The sequence below is a fragment of the Chryseobacterium sp. T20 genome (genome assembly GCF_047345655.1).
GTDB lineage: Bacteria > Bacteroidota > Bacteroidia > Flavobacteriales > Weeksellaceae > Chryseobacterium.
The window spans coordinates 130,368-149,901 of record NZ_JBLFDU010000007.1; the positions used below are offsets into that span (position 1 = coordinate 130,368).

Genomic DNA, 19,534 nt, shown 5'->3' on the forward strand with positions numbered 1-19,534 from the left:
TCTTACTATTCTTAAAAGCTTATTCTCTCTTAATGGTTTAAAAATAATCTTAAACTTTTAAACAAAAAAACATGAAAAATGTGCCATTCAAAGGGATTATAGCTTATCCCATAACTCCTTTTGATAAAAACGAAAAAGTAGATATTCCGCTTTTCAAACATTTGGTAGAAAGGCTGATCACTTCCGGAAGCCATGGTATTGCTCCATTGGGGAGTACAGGAGTCATGCCTTATCTGTCTGACGAAGAAAAAGAAGAAGTTACTGAAGCTACTTTACAGCAGGTAAAAGGTAGAATTCCGACGTTGGTAGGGGTTTCTAACCTTACGACAGAGAAAACCATTCACCATGCTCAGTTCGCAGAAAAAGCCGGGGCAGATGCGGTGATGATTATTCCGATGAGTTACTGGAAGCTGACTGATGATGAAATTGTAGCGCATTATGATGCCGTAGCCCGTAAGATTTCCATTCCGATCATGGCGTACAATAATCCGGCAACAAGTGGAGTAGACATGTCTCCGGCTTTATTGAAAAGGCTGCTTGAAATTCCCAATGTAACGATGATCAAAGAAAGTACGGGAGACATCCAGAGAATGCATTATCTAAGGAGAGAACTTGGTGAAGAGGTTGCCTTCTATAATGGTTCCAATCCTTTGGCTTTGGCCGCATTTTCTGCAGGAGCAAGAGGATGGTGTACAGCCGCTCCCAATCTTATTCCTGAACTGAATATCAGTCTTTATAATGCTGTTGAGGAAGGCGATCTTGAGAAAGCAAAAACAGTTTTCTATCAGCAGTTTGACCTTCTAAAATTTATTGTGAACAAAGGATTGCCTAGAGCCGTGAAATCCGGTCTTAATATTCTGGGGGAAGATGGCGGTAATTTACGAAGTCCTTTAAAACCTTTACACGAAAAAGAAACCGAAGAATTAAAAAATATTATTAAAACCCTTATTAATTAGTACAATCATATGAAAAAGTCCATTTTTTATCATGCGGGATGTCCTGTATGTATCAGTGCAGAACATGATATTGTTAACCTTATAGGTTTGGAAAATGTTGAGATTATCCATTTAGGTAATGACAGAAACAAAATTGAAGATGCTGAAAAGGCAGGTGTAAAATCTGTACCCGCCTTAGTAACTCCTAACGGCAATGTTCTTCATATTAATTTTGGAGCGTCTATGGAGGACGTGAAAAATTAGAATATCATTAATCTTGTATAAACGGCTCAATTTCTTGAGCCGTTTTTTATTTCTCGCAGATCCCACAGATTACGTAGATAATTGGATATAAATCTGCTTCATTTGCAACATCTGCGAGAGAATTTATTGCTCATTCCGAACTTTTTAAATGATTGCATTTCCTTCAACTCCGTCAGCATTATTGGTTTTATGTCCGGTTATCGCAGAAGCTACAAAACTGAAAAGACTAACCAGTTTTCCTGCTTTGGTGTCCCAATAATACGTTTCTTTAGGCTCTACGCGGATAATGGTAACATTGGGATCATCTTTTCCGTCAAACCATGCTTTAGCCAGAGGAGACCATTTATCTTCTATCGTTGCTTTATCTTTATAAACCGAAGCTTTTCCGTAGATTGAAAGGTATTGGGAATCGCTGTTGTTCATAAAAAACAGTTGTACGCTGCGGTCTTCTTTTATCTCAAAATTTTTGTTGCTGGTACCACTGCTGATAAACCATAGATTTCCGCTGTTGTCTATTTCCTGCAGGGTCATGGGTCTTGAATTGATGGGAGTGGTTTCCAGTTCTGTACAAAACATACATATTCTTGCTTTTTCTGACAGCTCTTTGATCTTTTTGATCGCTTCAAGGTGGGTAAGATTTTGTGTTGACATAGTATACTATTTTAAGTGATTGGTATGTCGTAAAACATTCAAATACCTGACCAAAAGGGAATAAAGTGTGGTACCTGGGTTTGATTTATTATATTTTTTTTTTGGAAAAACGCAAAGGCGCTAAAGATTTTATAAGATTGACGTTTTTTAGGGCGCAAGGATTTTATCCACGATAAAATTTGATAATATTCACTTACTTCCTACAAATAATTGTTGAAAGATTTGCGTAATTGGTACAATATGCGAGAGAATTAAATATGTGATTTTGTATGTCTTAAATTTGGATATTGTCTTTTTCTGTCAATAAGTTTTCTGTAAATTTGATGGATGCAGATTTCTCCTCCCAAACATCTGGCTCCTTATATCAGACATTATATCTTTTTGGAAAATTCCAAAGAGGATATAAAAAGTTTAAGGCTCTTTACGGATGGCAGTTCCGGATTGATACTATCCGGAGACATGAATCTGTATTCCGGTATTTCTGAGGACCGGCTGCCACTTTCCTTTTTCTATGGTACATTAAACGGTTACAGGGATTTCTTTTCAAAAGGTAAATTTTCTCTTATGGCCATAGTATTTCAACCTTATTTTTTGAATATTCTTTTGAAAACTTCTGCCAAAGAAATTCGCAATCAGATTATTTCTGTGGAAGATGTTTTGAAAAATAAGCTGGAAGTGTTTCAGGAAAAGTTGTTTAATAAAGAGAATCCTTTAGCCATAATCAATGATCTTAATATCTTTTTTACCCGTTTTTTATCCGAAAGAATGAGTGCAGATTATCATTTAATAACAGCTACACAACAATATCTTCTTCAAAGTAAAGGTTCTGTATCCTCCAAAGATTTGCAGCATTTCACAGGATATTCTGAGCGTCATTTAGAACGGAAATTTGAATATCATATGGGAATGTCTCCCAAAAAATACGGAAATATCCTCCGTCTCCATTACTTTTTAAGCCTTATGAATAATGGGATTGATGATAAAAATATGACCACACTTTCTTATGAAGCAGGCTATTCCGACCAATCTCATTTGATCAGGGAATTTAAAAATAATATTGGGCTTACTCCTAAGCAATATTTAAATACAGAGAATAAAATGGCGGTTAATTTTATTGAGCTGTAAACCGGTATGGCGGTTTTGTACAATTTTTAAGAAGCGACACAACCTAGTTTTGCTTAAAAAAATTATGAATATTAAAATTTCGACGGCACAATTTGAAAACAAAAGTGGTGATAAAGTTTACAACCTATCCGTAATAGAGAAACTAGCTGGTGAGGCAGCATCCAAAGGTTCTCATGTAATTGCCTTCCATGAATGCTCCATTACAGGCTATACTTTTGCCCGAAAGCTTTCCAGAGAACAGCTTCTTGATATTGCAGAACTTATTCCGGATGGTGAGAGTATTGCAAGACTACAAGAGATTTCTACTCAATATAATATCACCATACTGGCCGGATTGTTTGAGAAAGATGAACATGATAACCTCTTCAAGGCTTATGTTTGTGTAGATAAAAAAGGACTGAAGGCTAAATACCGAAAGCTGCATCCTTTTATCAATCCGCACCTTACACCAGGCAATGAGTATTGTGTTTTTGATATTATGGGCTGGAAATGTGGAATTCTCATCTGTTATGATAACAACATTATTGAAAATGTAAGAGCTACAAGACTTTTGGGTGCAGAAATCATTTTCATGCCTCATGTTACCATGTGTACGCCTTCCACAAGGCCGGGAGCTGGTTTTGTGGATCCTCAACTTTGGGAAAACAGGGTCGCAGATCCTACTTCTTTACGTCTGGAATTTAATGGAATGAAGGGCCGGGACTGGCTGATGAAGTGGCTTCCGTCCAGAGCTTATGATAACGGAGCGTATATTGTTTTTTCAAACCCAGTTGGTATGGATGATGACCAGCTTAAAAACGGGTGTTCCATGATTATAGATCCTTTTGGAGATGTGATTGCAGAATGTCACTCATGGGAAGACAGTTTTGAATCAGCAGTTATTACTCCTGAAAAACTTACTCAGGCAGGAGGATATCGCTACATTAGAGCCAGAAGACCTGAATTATACAGGGATATCATTGGGCAGGAACATTCATCAGAACAAAAAGTGGTATGGCTTACTGATAAAACTCTTTAAAAAATTGAATCTCTTCTGTCAATAATGTGCGGAAGAAATTCATTGCTTATGGATTAATCGTTTTTTGCAGGTCGGTCCAGGCGCCTCCATTATAGATATGTTTAAATCCTCTTTCTTTCAGGATGTTCTCCGCTTTTACGCTTCTGAGTCCGTGAGAACACACTGTGATGTATGTTTTTTTCGGATCTAATTCTACATACCTTTCTCTTATTGTTCCTAAAGAAATATTTACAGAACCTTCTATATGTCTTGTTTCATATTCCTTTTCCGTTCTTACATCCAAAATAACAGCTCCTTTTTTGAGCAGTTCCGGCAAACCGTTGTCTAAAGTCTGGAATCGGTAAACTCTGTAGACTACATACAGAATAAGAGCTATTCCACAGAATATAAAAAGACTTTTCATAGCTTGCTCAGAATTTTTTTGTCAATATAAAAAGTACCAAACGGAATAAAGCAGGCTAAAATTACTTTCCAGGTTATTTCTTTAAACTTCCAGTTCTGTTCTACACCAACACTGAGTGTATTGAACAGGAAAAGCAGAAATAATGTCCCATGAACAGGTCCGATAAGCCTTACAAACAATGGGTTTCCCAGCCAGTATTTTACAGGAACGGCAATAAATACCAAACTCAAAAGTGAAATTCCTTCCAAAATAGCCAGAATCCTAAGCCGGCCGATCTTTGTTTTAAATAAATCTATCATAATTATCTGAAATAAGGTCTGTTTGCAAAAGGAGAAAAGGGCCACGGAATGGCAATGAAAATAATGATCAGTGCAATAGAAAACCATAAACCCATTGTCTTGAATTGTTCTTTATCCGAAGGTTTTCTTTTGGCTAATGCAGAACCGATCGTGATGATAATAATGGCTGTAATCATCAGTGAAATATGGATCAGTCCGAAAAACAGATGTTCAAAAGATTCTTTGGCTTGGTTAAAATTTTTCCAGAAGTATTGGATTACCGGGCTTTTAAAATAAAATACCATTCCTATGACCAATTGAATATGGGCTATCGTAGCAGTCCAGTGTCTTACCGTATTATCTGTTTGTGTAAATTTTGTGCCCGAAGAATATCCTTTGAAAGAACGGTAAATTGCATAAATCAAGCTTATTAAGACCAACCATCGGGTGAGTGAATGTAAAAAAGTAAGGGTTTGATACATCTTTTATTTTTTATCACAGCAAAGGTAAAACAAAAACATACTAATTAGTATGTTTTTTAATAAAAAAATTATTGAAGGGTATTGAAATAAGACTTAAGTCCTTTTAAATAAATAAGATATACTTCTTTTGAGTTTTCTAATTTACCCAGATTTCTTACTCCCCAATAGCCTGAAATAACAAAAACACTTACTTCTTTTGCATTGACTTCTTTTTTGATGATTCCTGCTTCTTTACCTTTCTCAATATTTTCTGCAAGGGCCTGTTCCCATTCTTTTGAAAGTTCATGCAATGCGTGTGTAAAAGCATGATGCCATGGTGCCATTTGCTGAACGAAATTAGAAGTAGGACAACCATATTCTACTTTTAAAAAGTCGTTTTCAATCAGGAGATGGTACATGATATCGTAAATACTGTCTAAAGGATTCTGACTGTTTTGAAGAGAGTCTATAAAAATTTTCCTGAAATTGGGTTTCATCAGATCTGTAATAATGGCAAGCCCCATTTCATCCTTGGTTTTAAAATGATAATAAAAAGCTCCTTTCGTCACCTGAGTCGTTGCAATAATTTCATCAATGCTTGTAGTCTGGAAACCTTTCACATAGATCAATTCGAACGCTTTCTGGAGAATGGTAAGACGGGTTGCTTCTGATTTCTTCATTAAAACTGATGATTATTTTACAAAGGAACACATTTTAAATGTAAAATAAAACTATCATTATTATGATACTTTACTACAATTTAAATAATTTTTATAATACAAAAAATCATCGGAACTTTGCCTTGTCAATATCAACAAAATACAAGACAATGAACTTTCAAAAAGAAATACAGATCAATACCGCAACACAGACCGCTAAAAAAGGTCTTCCTGCAGCTTTATGGGCATTAACAATAAGTGCATTCGGAATAGGAACTACAGAATTTGTTATTGTAGGACTCCTTCCTACCGTAGCCTCAGACCTGGGAATTACTATACCTTCCGCAGGGCTGCTGGTTAGTCTCTATGCGATAGGGGTGGCAATCGGAGCACCGATATTAACGGCATTAACAGGGAAAATCCCACGCAAGATGCTATTGGTATCCATCATGCTTTTATTTGTTATCGGGAATGGGCTGGCATCTATAGCTCCCGGTTTTATAACTCTAGTTCTGGCCAGAATACTTACGGGATTGGCCCACGGAGTTTATTTTTCCATAGGTTCTACTATTGCAGCTTCGCTGGTCCCCGAAGAAAAGAGAGCCACAGCCATTTCTATTATGTTTGCCGGACTTACACTAGCGATTGTAACAGGAGTTCCACTGGGAACCTTTATAGGACAGCATTTCGGGTGGAGAGCGACTTTCATAGGGGTTTCAATCCTTGGGATCATAGGGTTAATTGCCAGTTTACTATTGGTTCCCAACAATCTGAAAAACGGGAAAACAGCATCTTTAAAAAGTCAGTTTAAAGTACTGGGAAACAAACGTTTGATTTTTACTTTTTTAATGACAGCAATGGGATATGGAGGTACGTTTGTAGTGTTTACTTATCTGTCACCTATTTTACAGAAAATTACAGGGTTTCAGGAGTCTGCTGTTACTTTTATCCTTTTGGTTTATGGAATTGCCATTGCTTTAGGAAACCTGATTGGTGGGAAAGTAGCGAATAAAAATCCTCTGAAAGCCCTTCTATGGATGTTTGCTGCACAGGGATTGGTATTGTTAGCGTTTTATTTCACGGTAAGCAGCCCTGTTTTAAGCATCATTACCCTTTTTCTTTTAGGAGCTTTATCATTTGCTTCTGTTCCCGGACTTCAGTTATTGGTGGTACAGATTGCTGAAAAAGAACTCCCGGGAACTGAGGATGTAGCTTCGGGGATCAATATTGCTGCATTTAATATTGGTATTGCAATAGGATCTTATGCAGGAGGAATGATTGTTACCTCTTCCTTAGGTTTGGCAAGTACACCATGGATAGGTGCTTTATTCCTGTTGGTTACCGTATTGATTACAGTCTACAGTATCCGTTTAAGCAAGAAAAATTAAGATTTCACGAATCGTTTTTATAATAATTTCTAAGCTATGCTTCATAGCGAAAACTACAAACCAGGATGTTAGAGGCATGTAAATGAAGAGGAAATCATGTAGATGATGGTTTTATAAAGGCAGGTTTTTATCTGCCTTTTATTTTGATAATAGTAAAAGCCTGTTATAGATTAAAGAAATTTTCTTTTTTTTAAACTTATTTTCTAGCATTAAAATCCCCTGGAGTTAACACCTTAAGTGATCAGATTTCATAAATTTCCTCATCTGTAAATACAAAGAATGTACTTTTCTTAGGCAGGTTTTTTGTATCCAGTCCTGTGAATTCACTGAAAGCAGGCAATAATAATTGATTGCTGCTAAGGGCAAAACAGGGTAGCCTGATATTTTTCACTGCAGAATTCAACACAATTCCAGGGTGAATATGCCCGGTAATCTGGAATCCGGATCTTGTTGCATCAAAATCGTGAATAAAGGTAATCTCATTTGTTTCAAGAAATTCAGACTTATGGTTAAAGCATAATTTTTCCTCCAGAGCTTTTGAAATCCGGTCATGATTTCCTTCAATAAGATAAAATTGTATATCAGGATATTGGCTTTTCCAGGTGCAGAATTCGTTTACATCAGAATTATCTCCGGCATGAAGCAAGTCTCCAACTACAATAAATTTTTCAGGCTGAAAATATTCAATCAGAGTCGATAATCTTTCCAGATCACTTTTCATAATGTGATTGGCCAGTGCAATCCCGTTTTTACGAAAATGAGCGGTTTTCCCAATGTGCAGATCAGAAAGGATCAAAGCCCTTTCTTTTTGCCAGAATGCTGCCCGCTGATTGGTAAGAGTGAAAGTTTCGTTTTGGATGGAAATATTTTTAGTTGCTATCAACACTTGATGGATTGAAAATTGAAGGTTTAAAGTTAAACTATTTAAACCGGATCAGCTAACTTTACGGCTTACATGAAATTTTTCATCAAAAACATAGGTCAGAGGAATACCTGTTGCAATCTCTCTTTCTAAAATCTCTTCAGGAGAAAGATGTTCCAGATACATGATGAGCGCCCGGAGACTGTTTCCATGGGCCACAATCAATACATTTTCCCCCTGTTTCAGCAAAGGTCTTATCTGGCTTTCAAAATAAGGAATCACTCTGTTGTAGGTATCTTTAAGGCTTTCTCCGCCTGGTGGAACTACATCAAATGATCTGCGCCAGGTATGAACCTGCTCATCACCATATTTCAGAGCAGTTTCTGCTTTGTTGAGTCCTTCCAGATTTCCGTAAGAACGTTCATTTAATGCTTTATCTTTGATAACCGGAATATTGGGGTTTCCAATTTCATTCAGGATAATGGATAAGGTATGTTGTGCCCTGATTAATGCTGAAGTGAATGCAATATCTATTTTTTCTCCTTTTAAAGCAAGACCTGCTTTTTTTGCTTCTTCAATACCAACCTCTGTTATATCGATATCTTTCCACCCTGTAAATCTGTTTTCCAGATTCCAGAGCGACTGTCCGTGACGGACTAAGAACAATTTTTCCATTTTTAAATTTTATTTCAACTTCTAAGAAGGTATACTCTAAGTTACGATGATTATTTAAACTTATCAAGAAAATTAACGTAGAATATTAGGCTGTGAATAAGATTAAAATAAAAGCTACTCATCTAATTTTATGATTGTTGGAATTTCGCAAAGACGCAAGATTTTTACTCTTTATTTTTGGTTTAAAGCACAGAGAAATGAAGTGTTTTCAACCAATTAACGGGACTAAATTTTATCGAAGATAAAATCTTTGCGTCTTAAAACGTTATTACGATAAATTTTTTGCGTCTTTGCGATAAATAAATATTCATCGGCATATTTGTTCCTATAGAAAACACATTAATTGATTATCAAAGATCACTTATATCAGACAGTTTCAGCATTCTTTTAATTCTCGCATCCAGTCCTTCACTTGAAAGTGTTTGTCGCAAACTGTCTACTTTAATCGGGAAACTTAACGGAGTAAATGATCGGGAATGTTTTAAAATAATTTCGGATTTTTCAATTCTTTTAAAAGCTTCTACAAGCCGCTGTTCCTGAAGCTGCATATTGAAGACTTCGGTATACGCCTGTTTTATTAAAAAATGATTGGGATCATGGTCTTCCAATACTTTAAAAATCAATCCTGCAGAACTCTGTAATGATTTGTTAGAACGTTGTTGCCCCGCATAATTTTGAATCACCATTCCGGAGATTACTGCAATATCACGAAATTTTCTCCTTGCCATTTCCGCAGAATTGATACTTGCGATCACATCATTCATCAGATTTTCTCTGCTTAAAATCTGTTGAAGATTGTCTTCGTTTAAAGGAATTTCTTTATCACTGAACAGTTCAAATCCGTAATCATTCATCGCCATAGAAAAGGAGATTGGAGCCAGTTTTGAGATCCGATAGGCAATCAGAGCAGCCATTACTTCATGGACCAGACGTCCTTCAAAAGGATACATGAACAAATGATATCCTTCACGGTTTTTGATCATTTCCACCAGAAATTCATCTTCTTTGGGAATATGGGAATTTTTTTCCTGATTAATTAAAAGAGGTTGTAAAAATTTAAGCTCTTTTTCCGAAGCTTTAGGATTTAAGGCATGTGACAGTTTTTCTCTCAGAAAATGCCCCAGATTGGAGCTCAGCGGAAGCCTTCCGCCAAGATAGCTCGGAACCAGGGCTCTTCCTTTAGCTGCTCTCACATATACCGTCATATCTTTAATGATGACCACTTCCAGTGTACGTCCGGCCAGAATAAATTTTTCTTCTTTTTTTAATTTTGAAATAAAATATTCCTCAATCATTCCGATATAGCCACCGGAAATAAATTTTACCTTCAGCATGGCATCACTCACAATGACACCCATATTCATCCGGTGGAGCATAGCTATTTTTCTTGAAGTTACTTTATAAAGACCATCTTCCATGATGACGATTTTATGAAACTCTTCATAGCTTTTCAACACGCTGCCACCGATGGTAAGGAATTCCAGGATACTTTTCCATTCTTCATCCAGCATTTCCTGAAAGGCATATACTTTTTTAATTCTCTGATATAGCTCATCAGGATAAAATCCGTCTCCAACTGCTAATGTCATCATAAACTGAACCAGCACATCAAAACATAAAACCTGTGGCTCTCTAGGCTCAACAACTTTCTGTTTTACGGCTTCTTTTAGAGCTGAAACTTCGATCAGTTCCAAAGAATGGGTGGGAACACAATAGATTTTTGAGGTTTCAAAAGGAGAGTGGCCACTACGTCCGGCTCTTTGAAGAAAACGTGCAACTCCCTTGGCAGAACCAATTTGAATAACCGTGTCTACAGGTTTAAAATCAATTCCAAGATCTAGAGATGATGTAGAAACTACGGCTTTTAATTTTCCTGAACTTAAATTTTCTTCAATCCAGATTCTTAAATGAGCGTCAATGGAGCTGTGATGGATAGCGATCTGCCCTGCAAAATCAGGATAAGCATCGAGTAAAAGCTGATACCACATTTCACTCTGACTTCTGGTATTCGTAAATACAATGGTAGATTTTGATTCCAGAATAATAGGAACCACTTTATCTGCAAGTTTGTTTCCAAGATGTCCTGCCCATGGCAATATCTCGATTTCATCCGGGAAAACCGGGAGAATATCTATTTTTTTGTGCTCTTTGGCTGTAATTTTTGTCTTTTTAACATCATACGGAATAAGCACTTCCATAGCTTCATCCAGATTTCCAATGGTGGCGGTGATTCCCCATATTTTGATCTTCGGAATATATTTTCTAAGCTGTGAAATTCCAAGTTCTACCATAACTCCGCGCTTTGAACCTAGTAATTCATGCCATTCGTCAACGGCAACACATTTCATATCTCTGAAAAATGTTTCATTATTTTTCTGTGCCAGAAGCAGATGAAGGCTTTCAGGAGTTACAACAAGAATCTCAGGCATCTTTTTTACCTGCTGTTGTCTTACCTTCGGATCCGTATCTCCGTTTCTTACACCTACAGCCCAATCAAGTCCGATTTCATCAATGGCTTCCTGCATTGCTTTTGCAATATCTTTGGACAGAGACCGGAGCGGTGTTATCCAGATCATCTTCAAACCTTTTTTGTATTGTTCTGGATGATTCAGAAAATCTGAAATTAAGGCTAAAAAAACAGAAAATGTTTTTCCGAAACCTGTAGGAGCAACGACCATTCCGCTGTATCCGTTTCCAAATTTCTTCCAGGTTTCAAGCTGAAATTTGAAAGGGGCAATACCTTTATCGGTCATCCATTGCTGAATGATCTTTAGTCCGGTGGTATGTTCAAAAGCTGCCAATTTATATTTGATTTAAATTTTTAACACTAAAGACGCTACGATTTTATAGGATATTATTTATTTTCCGATCGCAAGGGTGTTTCACTCAGCAAAGTTTGCATTTTATCATAGCTGAACGGAGTACCTTTACGAACGAAAATATTAGACATAATTTTAAAAACCTTTGCGTTCATTGCGCTAAAATATTACTGTATTAATTTTTTAATTTCTTCCAAATCATCAATTTCGTCTACGGTTTTATCTTTCCGCCATCTTACAATTCTTGGAAATCGTAGAGCTACACCGCTTTTATGGCGATTGCTGAAACCTATGCCTTCAAAAGCAATTTCAAAGACCAGTTCTGCTTTTACGGTTCTTACAGGACCGAATTTTTCAATGGCATTTTTGGTCACAAACCGGCTCACCTCCATGATTTCTTTATCCGTTAATCCTGAGTAGGCTTTGGCAATGGTCACCAAACTATCTCCGTTTTTCACGGCAAAACTATAATCTGTGTAATAAGCACTTCGTCTGCCGCTGCCTTTTTGAGCATAGATCAGAACTGCATCAATGGTAAAAGGATTGATTTTCCACTTCCACCAGTCGCCTTTTTTTCGTCCTGAGTGATAAGGTGAGTTTTTCTGTTTTAACATCAATCCTTCGCTGTTTACGTCTCTTGAGTTTTCACGAAGTGAGTCAAGTTCTTCCCATTTTTCAAAATCCAGACTTTTGGAAATACTGATGCGTTCAGGTTTTTCCTTCAACAATAATTCTTCAAGTAAGGCTCTTCTTGCGGAGATTGGTTTTTCTCTCAGGTCGTTGCCTTCCAGTTCCAGTAAGTCGTAGACAAAGACTTCTATGGGGATTTCTGAGAGCATTTTCTTAGTTAAAGTTTTCCTATTTAATCTCTTCTGTAATTCGTTAAAATTTAAAACCTTACCATTGTTTACCGCAAGTATTTCTCCATCCAGTACAAAGTTCCCTTTCATGGCTTTTATGGCATCTGTAATTTCTGGAAATTGTTCTGTCACGAGTTCTTCACCTCTTGACCAGATGAACACTTCATCGTTTCTCCGGATGATCTGTCCGCGTATTCCGTCCCATTTGTATTCTACCAGCCATTCATCAGGATTTCCCAATTCTTTAGTTTCTTTTTCCAAAGGATAGGCAAGGCAGAAAGGGTATGGTTTTGAGTTGTCAGGATTTACATTTTCTGCATCAATAAGTTCTTTGAAGGACACCTCATCCGGCAGCCATTTACCCATTAAGCTATGCATTAAAGCACTTGATTCCTGCCCTGAAAATTTGGTCAATGCATTGATTAATGTTTTATCTGATACTCCAATCCGAAAGCTTCCGCCAATTAATTTATTGAAAATCAAACGTTCGGTATAATCCAGACCATTCCATGATTGAAGCACAAATTCTTTTTTTTCTGTATCTGTTTTGCCTTTCAGACTGACGATATCATTCATCCATTCTGATAATGAGCGTTCTATTTTTTCTTCCGGAGGTGGGAGAATTAATGAGAGGGTTTCTCCAAGATCGCCCACGGAAGAATAAGATTCCTGAAACAGCCAATAAGGAAGTTTTGTGATTTCCAGCGCCCATTCTTTCATGTAATTGGTATTGACATTTCTCTTAGGTCTTTTGCCGGTAAATAAAGCGATAAACCATACTTTATCTTCATCAGGAGCACGCTCGAGATAATCCATGATGGCATCAATTTTAGCATTGGTTTTATTGGTGGTTTCCAACGCGTTGATAAGGTCTGCAAAATGTCTCATGATTCCGGATTTTGAGAGATTTCTTTTTCAGATTCTTCTTCATCCTCACCGTAAAGTGTTTCTACAACATCTGCTTTAATTCCTGTTTCATTCAGATATTTTGAAAAAACTTCTGTCTGTCCATGAGTAACATGAACCAGCTCTGCTTCAGTTGCTTTTACCGTTTGCAATAATCCTTTCCAGTCTGCATGGTCACTCATTGCAAATCCTGCATCTGCACTTCGCCATCTTCTGGCACCGCGTACCTGCATCCAGCCGGAACATATGGCTGTGGCGGGATCTGGAATTTTCTTAATGATATTACTGTCGAGTAAAGCTGGTGGTACAATGACAATTTCGTGCTCCATTTCTTTTGGACGTTCTCTGAAATCAGCAATCGTATACTCTGGAAGATCAATTCCCACTGTTTCAAAAGCTTCATTCAGTTTTCCGATAGAATAGTGAACATATATTTTCCCTAATTCTTCTACTGCTTTCATAATGCGCTGGGCTTTTCCTAAAGAATAACCTATAAAAACAGAGGTTTTATTATTTTCTTTATTTTTCAGTACCCAGTTCTGGAGTTTTTTATTTAAATCCGGAACTTCCAGCCAGTTGTAAATAGGTAGTCCAAAAGTGCTTTCTGTGACAAATTCATTGCATTTTACCAGCTCAAAAGGAGTGCTTAACCCATCATTCTGAACTTTATAATCTCCTGAGATGACCGTTATATATCCTTTATATTCAAGTTTTATCTGTGCTGAACCAATGATATGCCCGGCAGGGTGAAGTGAAAGTTTTACTCCATTGATGGTAATCACTTCTCCATATTCTACGCTCTGACATTCGATATCGGTTCTGATTCTCTGATGCAGAATAGGCTTGGTAAAATAATGACAAAGGTATTTTTTCATTCCCCAGCGGGCATGATCGGCGTGGCCATGGGTGATAACGGCCATGTCTACAGGTCTCCAGGGATCTATATAAAATTTTCCCTGGGGACAGTAAATGCCTTTTTTGGTAAATGTGATTAATTTCAATGGTGTGACTGGTTTTATAGAATAAGCTTCAAAAACTTAACCAATTTACAATAAAGTGTTTATTTTTTAATTTTTGTGGTATGAGATCTTATGAAGCATTTCATATTGTATGGATAATTATTTATAATAGGTTTTAGCTAAAGCCAATGGTGATATTTCTTTTTATTAAATGGGCTTCAGCCCGTTTCTATTGATATTAATGATGCTGTAAAGATTAAAAGACATAAAAAGCTGTTTCCGATAGAAACAGCTTGTATAATTTATTTTTCATTCAACACATCGTTTACAAAATCAATCCATTGATAATCAGGAATGGATTGGTCTATAAAATAGTCTGGTTGAATACCTTTTCCATCAATAGCCATATCCGGAATACGGAAGCTTTTGGAGAGTGCATATCCGAATTTAAATTCGTTACATGGAGAATTGAGAAAATACATATTGGAAATATCCAGAACTCCGGCAGTAGTAGTTCCAAAAAGTTTTACTTTCTTACTCTGTTTAGCGGCCAGTAGAAACTCTTCTGCAGTACTGCCATTTCCTTTATTGATGATGATCCCTACATTTTTTGGGTAAGGTGAAATTTTATCCATTTTATTGATTCCTACCAAATTCCCATCGTCCTGCAGGCTTACAAACTTACCCAGGTTCTGGCTGAGCTTATCATAGGCTTTCTTCAGATACTCTCTTTCCTCTGCAGGGATTCCATATTTCTGGTAATTTTCATAAAGGTCTAGCATTCTCTGATTATTCAGTTTCGTAGAATAAAATTGGGTTCTGACACTTCTGATAGGATTGGTGTAGAGATAGGAAATAATTTTGGCAAAACTGTTATCACTACCACCTCCATTATTTCTGATATCAATAATAAGGTTTTCTGTACTTTCAATTTTAGATTGATGGGCTGTAATGACACTGTCTATATCTTTTCTCAAAGCACCATTGAATGAAGGAATTCTCAAAAGTAAAGTCGTTTTGTTAAGCTCCTTCAGGAAAGGTTTTTGAGCTGTGATTGCCTGATAGTGCGTTTCAATTCCTTCTTCTTTTTCAAATTTAGGAGAAACTCTTTTCAGGGTAAAGTCATTGATTTCAAGATAGTTTTTTCCAACTAAACGTATGTTATTTATTTCCTGTCCGGATTTATTTCTCAGATAATAAGTTCCTTTGGTTTTGTCAGCGTTGAAAATTAATTTTAGTTCATAGGGTTTCCAGTTTTCAGCTCCGGACGTGATGATAAAGCCTTTGTAGATATCTCCAAACTTTTTAATTCCTATAGTGTAAGGATCAGTTTCCCAGATTCCTTCAATGTCTGATTCTTTTTTAGATAACGCTTCTTTTTTGAACTTCTCAATGTCTACTTTTATCAGTTCGGTTTTGATATTTTCATTCACTACTACAGCCGGTGTTTCCTTGGTTTTATTTTCGATTTTTGAAATGGAAAAATGCCCGGATCTGAAGAATTTGAGCCATTCATAGATGGTCTGATGACATTCTGTATCTGATTTTACATTTTTGATTCTGTTCAGAAAGTCATTGTTATGAGCCTGATAAGCTGAAATGCCCTTTTTATCAATGATATACTGATATCCGGCATCATTTTCCTCGAAGGTCTTTTTTACCCACTGATAATTACTTTCACAATTGCAGTTTTGAGCCAAGCCAAAAGAAGAAGAGGTGATAAAAATTAAAAGGAGTGTTTTAATTTTAAGCATATGTTAGTTATTAGTTTTTATTGTAAAGGTTACAAATCTAACGATAATTCTATTTTTTTATGATGTAAAAAGGAGAGTTAATCGGGAAAGACATTCTTTTCTGATATATTTTCTGAGCTTTTCAGCAATATAAAAATGAACTTTCAGGCAATATTGACCTTCTTAAAATCTTTGAAATTTGTACCATCATTAAAAAAGAATACAATGAGTAAAACAATTTTAATTACAGGTGCAGCAAGCGGATTTGGAAAGATAGCAGCTTTTGATCTTGCTAAAAAAGGACACAAAGTAATCGCCACTACGCAGGTCTATCCTCAGATGAGTGATTTAATCCGTGAAGCTGAAGAACAGAATGTGAATCTTACAGTGGACAAATTGGATGTAACGAGCCAGAGAGATGTAGATTATATTTTAAAGAAATATAATGATATTGATGTTCTTATCAGCAATGCCGGAATTATGGAAGGCGGCCCGATTGCAGAGCAGCCCGTAGATATCATCCGTTCTATGTTTGAAGTGAATGTATTTGGTGCATTGAATCTTGCACAGGGATATATCAAAAAGTTTGTAGAAAAGAAAAGTGGAAAGATTGTTTTCACTTCTTCAATGGGAGGTTTATGGACAGTTCCTTATGTTGCTGCTTATTGTTCTTCAAAACATGCGCTGGAATCTATTGCAGAAGGATTGAGAACTGAGTTAGCTCCATTCAATATCAAGATTGCAACTTGTAATCCTGGTGTATTTGGAACAGGTTTCAATGACAGGGGAGTAGATTCTATTTTCCATTGGTATGATCCGAAAATAAACTTTACTCCGGAATCAGCGTTTGAAGGAGCCGCAGAATCTCTAGCACACCAGCTTGATCCGCAGTCTATGGCAGATGTTATTGTAAATGTTGCTTTAGATGACAACAGTAATTTTAGAAATGTGCACCCAAAGGAAACCGAAGAGTTTGTAAAACAGCTTCAGTCAGAGGCATGGACCGCAAAAAGCTAATATCATGGAGTTGAATTATAAAACGGCAGAAAGAGCTTTACAGGCAGCCAAAGAAAAAGCATTATCAATGAATATTCCTGTAACTATTGCTGTGGTAGATACTGGAGGACACCTTATTGCTTTGGCAAGACTGGATAGTGTGTATGGAGTAATTGATTTTGCCGTTAAAAAAGCAAAAACGGCCGTTATGTTTGGAGTCAACAGTGAGGTGATGGGGAACATTATTTCAGAAACTGGTTTTCATGGGTATGGAATGCTGAATTCAAATGAAGGGCTTCTGACTATTGCAGGAGGCGTTGTTCTGAAGAATACGGAGGGAAAGATGATTGGTGCAATTGGTTCTTCAGGAGGAAGCCCGGAGCAGGATCAAGAAATTGCAGAGGCGGGAGCTCATGCTATCGCTTAAATTTCAGATATTTGTATGATGGAAAATACTTCTGAGATCATATTTGATAAACTGGTTTATTCATGCGCCTTTGAATCTTACAGAGGGCATGAGGAGTTTATTCCGGATCATTTTCTGGGATTTCAGATCTCTGGAGAGACTCATGCTTTTCATGAGCATGGTAAAACGGTAATTAAAGAGAATACAGTAGTTCTGGTCAGGAAAAATCAACTGATCAGAACGATAAAATATCCTTCGAGCCATGAAAAGTATCAGTTTGTTTCCATTACACTGGATGATGAAACGCTGAGACAGTATGCCACAGAAAATAAAATAACTGTAAGTACAAGTTTTACGGGTAATGAACGGTTGCTTTTTGAGCCTGATGATTTTTTTAAGAGCTATTTTACTTCTCTTATTCCTTACATAAATAAAACAAAGGAAATACCTCCTAAGCTGGCTGCAATAAAGGTAAAAGAAGCCATAGAGTTACTTTTGCTGAGTAATCCGGATGTTAGAAATCTTCTTTTTGATTTTTCTGAACCTCATAAAATTGATCTTAAGGAATTTATGAACAAAAATTTCATGTTCAATGTATCTGTAGATGCTTTTGCAAGACTTACAGGACGTAGTCTTTCGGGATTTAAAAGAGATTTCAGTAAAACCTTTGAGATGACACCCAAGCAATGGCTGAAAGAGAAAAGATTGAAAGAAGCGTATTATTTAATTAAGAACAGAGATAAAAAACCTTCAGATATTTATCTTGATCTGGGTTTTGAGAATTTGTCTCACTTTTATTCTTCTTTCAAAAAGAAATTTGGGGTGACTACTACAGAGGTATAACTTTTAACCATTAAAAAACACAATTATACTATAATGTAACTGTTGGAAAAATGCAAAGACGCAAGAAAGGTTTTACAATGTGACTGTTCTATGACGCAAAGATTTTATCTCCGATAAAATTTAATCCTGAATATTTCAAAGCAGTATTTTATTGCCCGTTAATCTGCGAGAATCTATCAATCATTTGTAATTTCCTGCCTCTTTGCGTTTTCCTGTAAGTTATTAAGGGATCATATTTTCTGATTTCAGTCTTTCAAAGACATTAATAAAAGAGTCTTCTGTACTCGTATAAGCTGTAAAGCCCAGTTTTCTGCTTTTAGACATATCACACATCACTTCCAGTGGTCTTCCCAGATCCAGATCAGTATGCCATGCAGACGACAGACGGTTAAGGTTCTTCTCTTTGAGATTATATTTTTCTGCAATGGTTGTCCATACATCGTTGTCGTTTTCCAGTTCTTTTTCGAGAGGTCTTATCGTTCCGTTGAAACCTTCAGCTTCTACACCGAACCAGTCTGCCAGTCTATTCCAAAGCCATTTCCATCGGAAAACATCTCCGTTAGCAATATTAAAAGCCTGGTTTTTTGCAGATTCTGTAGATGATGCCCAAACCAATTGCTTAGCCAGTATTCTTGCATCAGTTACATCCGAAACTCCATTCCATTGAGCTTCTGAGCCCGGCCAGATGAATTTTCTTCCGGTTTCTTTGCAGATGCTGGCATATACAGCCAATGTAGTTCCGATATTCATAAGATTTCCTACAGCATATCCAACTACGGTGTGAGGTCTGTGAATGCTCCATGTAAAACCATCTCTTTCTGAGGCTTTGTACACTTCGTCTTCCTGTGCATAATAAAAGTTGGGAAGGGGAAGTCTTGGATGTTCTTCTCTGACAGGTGTTTCAGGTAAAATTCCTTCTTTAGCATAAGCCTCGAATGGTCCCAGATAATGTTTAAGCCCTGTAACCAAAGCTACATGCTGAACTGATTTTTTAGGAGATAAGACGTTTAGCAGATTTCTCACCAATAGACTGTTCACACGGATATTTTCTTCTTCCGTATCGTTCCGCATCCATGTGGTAAAGTAAATATGAGTAGGAGAGATTTCTTCCAGAGCTTCAGTAAGGTTCTGCTCATCCATCAGGTCTGCTTTAATGGGGTGAAGACCATCAATATTGGTGTTCGGATTTCTGGATAATCCGTATGTTATCCAGCCTTGTGCAATCAATTCTTCTGCAAGGTTACTTCCTGTGATTCCGGTAGCGCCTACTACCAATGCAATATTTTCCATAAG

Annotated in this window: 20 protein-coding genes; 8 read left to right on the plus strand and 12 right to left on the minus strand. The window is 36.8% G+C overall.

Going from position 1 to position 19,534, the window contains the following annotated elements:
* Nucleotides 1-71 precede the first annotated feature (71 nt).
* Nucleotides 72-956, plus strand: a complete 885-nt coding sequence (locus ACMA47_RS16495; protein ID WP_413930639.1) for a dihydrodipicolinate synthase family protein — start codon at nucleotides 72-74, stop codon at nucleotides 954-956.
* 9 nt (nucleotides 957-965) lie between these two features.
* Nucleotides 966-1,199, plus strand: a complete 234-nt coding sequence (locus ACMA47_RS16500; RefSeq protein WP_413930640.1) for a thioredoxin family protein — start codon at nucleotides 966-968, stop codon at nucleotides 1,197-1,199.
* Nucleotides 1,200-1,343: 144 nt separating this feature from the next.
* Here the strand turns inward: ACMA47_RS16500 and ACMA47_RS16505 are convergent, their stop codons facing one another.
* Nucleotides 1,344-1,850, minus strand: coding sequence for a pyridoxamine 5'-phosphate oxidase family protein (locus ACMA47_RS16505; protein WP_413930641.1), 507 nt, complete (start codon nucleotides 1,848-1,850; stop codon nucleotides 1,344-1,346).
* Nucleotides 1,851-2,177: 327 nt separating this feature from the next.
* On the opposite strand from ACMA47_RS16505, the gene ACMA47_RS16510 reads away from it, so the two are divergent.
* The gene (locus tag ACMA47_RS16510; RefSeq protein ID WP_413930642.1) at nucleotides 2,178-2,975 is read left to right on the plus strand and encodes a helix-turn-helix domain-containing protein; all 798 of its coding nucleotides are present in this window, start codon (nucleotides 2,178-2,180) and stop codon (nucleotides 2,973-2,975) included.
* Nucleotides 2,976-3,039: 64 nt separating this feature from the next.
* A complete protein-coding gene (locus ACMA47_RS16515) occupies nucleotides 3,040-3,993 on the plus strand; it encodes a nitrilase family protein (RefSeq protein WP_413930643.1) in 954 nt (317 codons plus the stop codon).
* A gap of 46 nt (nucleotides 3,994-4,039) precedes the next feature.
* On the opposite strand, the gene ACMA47_RS16520 is transcribed toward ACMA47_RS16515, so the two are convergent.
* From ACMA47_RS16520 to ACMA47_RS16535, 4 genes are all read right to left on the minus strand, one after another.
* Nucleotides 4,040-4,396: a rhodanese-like domain-containing protein gene (locus ACMA47_RS16520; RefSeq protein WP_413930644.1), complete on the minus strand. Its 357-nt coding sequence runs from the start codon at nucleotides 4,394-4,396 to the stop codon at nucleotides 4,040-4,042.
* A complete protein-coding gene (locus ACMA47_RS16525) occupies nucleotides 4,393-4,695 on the minus strand; it encodes a DUF3817 domain-containing protein (protein WP_413930645.1) in 303 nt (100 codons plus the stop codon). The genes ACMA47_RS16520 and ACMA47_RS16525 overlap by 4 nt, the downstream gene beginning before the upstream one ends.
* Before the next feature lie 2 nt (nucleotides 4,696-4,697).
* Nucleotides 4,698-5,156: a hypothetical protein gene (locus ACMA47_RS16530; protein WP_413930646.1), complete on the minus strand. Its 459-nt coding sequence runs from the start codon at nucleotides 5,154-5,156 to the stop codon at nucleotides 4,698-4,700.
* Nucleotides 5,157-5,224: 68 nt separating this feature from the next.
* The gene (locus ACMA47_RS16535) at nucleotides 5,225-5,815 is read right to left on the minus strand and encodes a TetR/AcrR family transcriptional regulator (protein WP_413930647.1); all 591 of its coding nucleotides are present in this window, start codon (nucleotides 5,813-5,815) and stop codon (nucleotides 5,225-5,227) included.
* 149 nt (nucleotides 5,816-5,964) lie between these two features.
* Here ACMA47_RS16535 and ACMA47_RS16540 point away from each other — a divergent pair, with 149 nt between their 5' ends.
* Nucleotides 5,965-7,182: an MFS transporter gene (locus ACMA47_RS16540; RefSeq protein ID WP_413930648.1), complete on the plus strand. Its 1,218-nt coding sequence runs from the start codon at nucleotides 5,965-5,967 to the stop codon at nucleotides 7,180-7,182.
* A gap of 241 nt (nucleotides 7,183-7,423) precedes the next feature.
* Here ACMA47_RS16540 and pdeM read toward each other — a convergent pair whose 3' ends face one another.
* The 6 genes from pdeM to ACMA47_RS16570 all read right to left on the minus strand — a co-directional run bounded on the left by pdeM (nucleotide 7,424) and on the right by ACMA47_RS16570 (nucleotide 16,017).
* Complete coding sequence (gene pdeM, locus ACMA47_RS16545; RefSeq protein ID WP_413930649.1) at nucleotides 7,424-8,065, minus strand: ligase-associated DNA damage response endonuclease PdeM; 642 nt, start codon at nucleotides 8,063-8,065, stop codon at nucleotides 7,424-7,426.
* A 51-nt stretch (nucleotides 8,066-8,116) separates the two neighbouring features.
* Nucleotides 8,117-8,719 carry a 2,3-bisphosphoglycerate-dependent phosphoglycerate mutase gene (locus ACMA47_RS16550; RefSeq protein ID WP_413930650.1) on the minus strand — a complete coding sequence of 201 codons (603 nt, stop codon included), beginning with the start codon at nucleotides 8,717-8,719 and terminating at the stop codon, nucleotides 8,117-8,119.
* Between the two features lie 350 nt (nucleotides 8,720-9,069).
* Nucleotides 9,070-11,520: a ligase-associated DNA damage response DEXH box helicase gene (locus tag ACMA47_RS16555; protein WP_413930651.1), complete on the minus strand. Its 2,451-nt coding sequence runs from the start codon at nucleotides 11,518-11,520 to the stop codon at nucleotides 9,070-9,072.
* Nucleotides 11,521-11,705: 185 nt separating this feature from the next.
* Nucleotides 11,706-13,286, minus strand: a complete 1,581-nt coding sequence (locus ACMA47_RS16560; protein ID WP_413930652.1) for an ATP-dependent DNA ligase — start codon at nucleotides 13,284-13,286, stop codon at nucleotides 11,706-11,708.
* Nucleotides 13,283-14,305 (minus strand): ligase-associated DNA damage response exonuclease, encoded by a 1,023-nt coding sequence (locus ACMA47_RS16565; RefSeq protein ID WP_413930653.1) that lies wholly within the window; start codon nucleotides 14,303-14,305, stop codon nucleotides 13,283-13,285. Before ACMA47_RS16565 ends, ACMA47_RS16560 begins: the two co-directional genes overlap by 4 nt.
* A 260-nt stretch (nucleotides 14,306-14,565) precedes the next feature.
* Nucleotides 14,566-16,017 (minus strand): S41 family peptidase, encoded by a 1,452-nt coding sequence (locus tag ACMA47_RS16570; protein ID WP_413930654.1) that lies wholly within the window; start codon nucleotides 16,015-16,017, stop codon nucleotides 14,566-14,568.
* Between the two features lie 204 nt (nucleotides 16,018-16,221).
* On the opposite strand from ACMA47_RS16570, the gene ACMA47_RS16575 reads away from it, so the two are divergent.
* The 3 genes from ACMA47_RS16575 to ACMA47_RS16585 are packed head-to-tail and all read left to right on the plus strand — an operon-like array spanning nucleotide 16,222 to nucleotide 18,241.
* Nucleotides 16,222-17,013: an SDR family oxidoreductase gene (locus tag ACMA47_RS16575; RefSeq protein ID WP_413930655.1), complete on the plus strand. Its 792-nt coding sequence runs from the start codon at nucleotides 16,222-16,224 to the stop codon at nucleotides 17,011-17,013.
* A 4-nt stretch (nucleotides 17,014-17,017) separates the two neighbouring features.
* Entirely contained in the window at nucleotides 17,018-17,419 is a 402-nt protein-coding gene (locus tag ACMA47_RS16580; protein ID WP_413930656.1) for a GlcG/HbpS family heme-binding protein, read from the plus strand.
* Nucleotides 17,420-17,434: 15 nt separating this feature from the next.
* On the plus strand, nucleotides 17,435-18,241 hold the full coding sequence (locus tag ACMA47_RS16585) for a helix-turn-helix domain-containing protein (protein WP_413930657.1): 807 nt from the start codon (nucleotides 17,435-17,437) through the stop codon (nucleotides 18,239-18,241).
* Nucleotides 18,242-18,463: 222 nt separating this feature from the next.
* On the opposite strand, the gene ACMA47_RS16590 is transcribed toward ACMA47_RS16585, so the two are convergent.
* Nucleotides 18,464-19,531, minus strand: coding sequence for an SDR family oxidoreductase (locus ACMA47_RS16590; RefSeq protein WP_413930658.1), 1,068 nt, complete (start codon nucleotides 19,529-19,531; stop codon nucleotides 18,464-18,466).
* Nucleotides 19,532-19,534 lie beyond the last annotated feature (3 nt).